Source organism: Corallococcus sp. CA049B (assembly GCF_003611685.1).
GTDB lineage: Bacteria > Myxococcota > Myxococcia > Myxococcales > Myxococcaceae > Corallococcus > Corallococcus coralloides.
Genome location: NZ_RAWC01000408.1, coordinates 1 through 2764, shown reverse-complemented (window position 1 = coordinate 2764; position 2764 = coordinate 1). Strand labels below are relative to the sequence as shown.

The window sequence follows — 2764 nt, the reverse complement described above, 5'->3', positions numbered from 1 at the left end:
CGCGAAGGCGGCTCCGGCGCTGCGCCCCTCGCTGCCGCCGCGCCCGCCGCCGCCGCTGGACGACGACAAGACGCCGCCGCCCACGCGCAACCCGTTCGCGGAGCAGGAGGACACCCGCGCCACTCCGGCGTCCGAGCCGCTGGTGCAGGTGTCCGAGGACCTGCTCGCGGAGGCCCCGCCCGCGCGCATCACTCCGCCGCCGCGCCGTCCGCCGCCGGCCCCCGCGCGTCCCGCTCCGCCATCCAACACGCTGCGCGCGGGTGCCACGCCCACGCGCCGTCCGCCGGGTCCTCCTCCACCGCCCTCGGACGACGAGGACGAGGACGACGACCGGCCGAAGACGGAGCTGAACACGTCCGAGAAGACGCAGATCCGCCCGGCGCCGGAGCGTCCGCGCCGGTAGCCTCCGACGGCGCGGGGGACCTTCCGGGTTTCCCGGGCCGTGACGACGGAGTGCATCCACGCGGGGCGCCCGGCGCCGGACACCGGTGTCACCCCCGGGTGGGTGGGGCCCTGTCCCACCACGCCGCTCCGCGAATCCTGACCTTGCGAGGAGGGCGGGTCAGGGAGAAAGTGCTCCCGTGTTGATCCCCTTCCTCGCCGCGCTCACCCTGGTGGTCGCCCAGGCGCCCGCACCCGCCTCCTCCGCGAAACCCGTCACCGTGTTGCTGGCGCCCACGGACGTGACGCGGGGAACGCCGCGCTACCTCGTTGGAACCGCCCAGGAGCACGTGGCCGAGCAGCTCAAGGCCCGAGGCCTGGAGGTGATCCGCGTGGAGGACGTGACGCGCACGCTGCCGAAGAAGAAGCGCACGGCGATGATGCGCTGCAACCGCACGCAGCCGTCCTGCATCGCGTCGCTGGGCGTGGCGGCGAAGACGGACGTGGTGATGGTGACGGAGATTGGTCCGTACCTGAACGCGTACAAGGCGGGCGTGCGCGTGTACACGGCGCAGGACGGCGCGCCGCTCGTCGAGGAGTCGGTCCCGGGCGTGAGCGAGGACCAGGTGCTGGACGCGCTCAACAAGTCGCTGGACGTGGTGGTGCCGCGCACGCTGCGGGTGCTGCGTCCGGAGCCGGTGGCGCCGCCGGTGACGCCGCCCGTGGCGCAGCAGACGCCCAACGTGACGCCGGGCGTGAAGCAGCCGGTGCCGGGGCCGGACCTGACGCCGGGCGTGCAGCCGCCCACCGAGTTGGGCCTGACGGACACGCCGGCGGTGGAGACGCCGGGACGCCGCAAGTGGGCCTGGGTGCCCGCGGCGGGCGGCGTGGTGCTCGCGGGGGTGGGGACGGTGTTCTTCGTGCAGTCGCGCGGGAAGCTCAGCGACCTGAACAACAACGAGTATCCGAATTTGCAGGACGCGGAGAAGGTGCGCGACTCCGGCAAGCGTTCGCAGACGATTGGTGCGGTGGGCATCGGCGTTGGCGCGGCGGCCATCGCGGCGGGCGCGCTGATGTACTTCCTGCCGGTGAAGCAGACGAATGTTCAGCCGTCCGTGACGCTCACGCCGCAGGGTGGTGGCTTGAGCTTCGCCGGGACGTGGCAGTGAGCACGGGGAAAGCCATGCGGAACCTCTGGAAGGTCGGCGCGCTGGGCGCGGTGTTCGGTGCGGTGCTCAGCGCGGGCGGTTGCAGCAACTTCGACGCGGCCTTTGAGAACTGTCAGGGCGAGGGCCGCTGCGGGCCGCAGGCGACCGGGGATGGCGGTAGCGACGCCGGTGATGCGGGCGACGCTGGAGACACCACGCCTCCTCCCTGCGGCGACGGCGGCGTGGACTACCCCGACCTGACAGGCTTCGACAACGACTGCGACGGCATCGATGGTGTCGCGGACGCGGGTTACTTCGTCGACCCAGCGGATGGCCAGGACGACAACAACGGGACCCGAGAGAAGCCGTTCAAGACGCTGGACCGGGCCCTCCGGGAGATTCGCGACGGGGGCACGGGGCGCAACATCGTGTACCTGGGCACCGGCACGTACAACGAGTCCGCCCCCGTGGTGGACGTGCCCGTTTCGCTCTACGGCGGATACACGTGGCGCAAGAACGGGAACCCCTATTGGGACCGGTTCCTGGATGGCGGAACAACCACCCGCTTCAATGGCGGCACGCAGGCATTCCTCGTACGTGACGTCAGCACGCAAGACGAGAGAGTCGTCCTGGACTCTTTCCACATCAAGTCCCTGGATGCCACTGAAGCCGGACAGCCCTCCATCGCACTCCGTGCCCTGAACGTCCGAGAACTCAGCTTGCACGACATGGTCCTGGAGTCCGGTCGCGGTGCGCCGGGTGTCAGCGGACAACCAGGGAACCCGGGGCTGGATGGAGGCAACGGAGGCCCAGGCCCCAATGCGGACGCGGGCGTGTTCATTGGTGGCTCGGATGGCAAGCCCCAATGCGGCGATGGCTTTTTGGGAGGATTCGGAGGCGTTGGGTCATCCAACGGTGACGGCAGCCCTGGCAGTCCTGGCCAGCCCAATACAACGGGGGGCACGGCTGGACTTTTCGCAGTGATTGATACGACGTGCCTGAACAGGGTCTGCCGCTGCGATGCCGGCGATGGCGGAGTCGGCAGCAACGGTCTCATGGGTGACAGCGGGGCCGAAGGGCGCCCTGGTGAAGGGATGGGGCGCATCCGCGTCGCCGATGTTCTCTGGGAGCCAGACCAGCAAGGGGGCACAGGCGAAACCGGCCTGCCTGGACATGGAGGAGGCGGCGGTGGCGGGGGAGGAGCCTGCAAAGAGAACAACCCCGCGATCAAGAAG

2 protein-coding genes and 1 pseudogene are annotated in these 2764 nt (G+C 70.4%); all 3 read left to right on the top strand.

Annotated elements, in window-relative coordinates; genetic code table 11:
- Positions 1-403: pseudogene (locus D7W82_RS39200) on the top strand (CpaF family protein); the annotation flags it as partial.
- Positions 404-581: 178 nt separating this feature from the next.
- Complete coding sequence (locus D7W82_RS39195) at positions 582-1550, top strand: hypothetical protein (protein WP_199728019.1); 969 nt, start codon at positions 582-584, stop codon at positions 1548-1550.
- Positions 1551-1564: 14 nt separating this feature from the next.
- The coding region (locus tag D7W82_RS39190; protein ID WP_147439774.1) for a DUF1565 domain-containing protein at positions 1565-2764 on the top strand (1200 nt) is incomplete at its 3' end.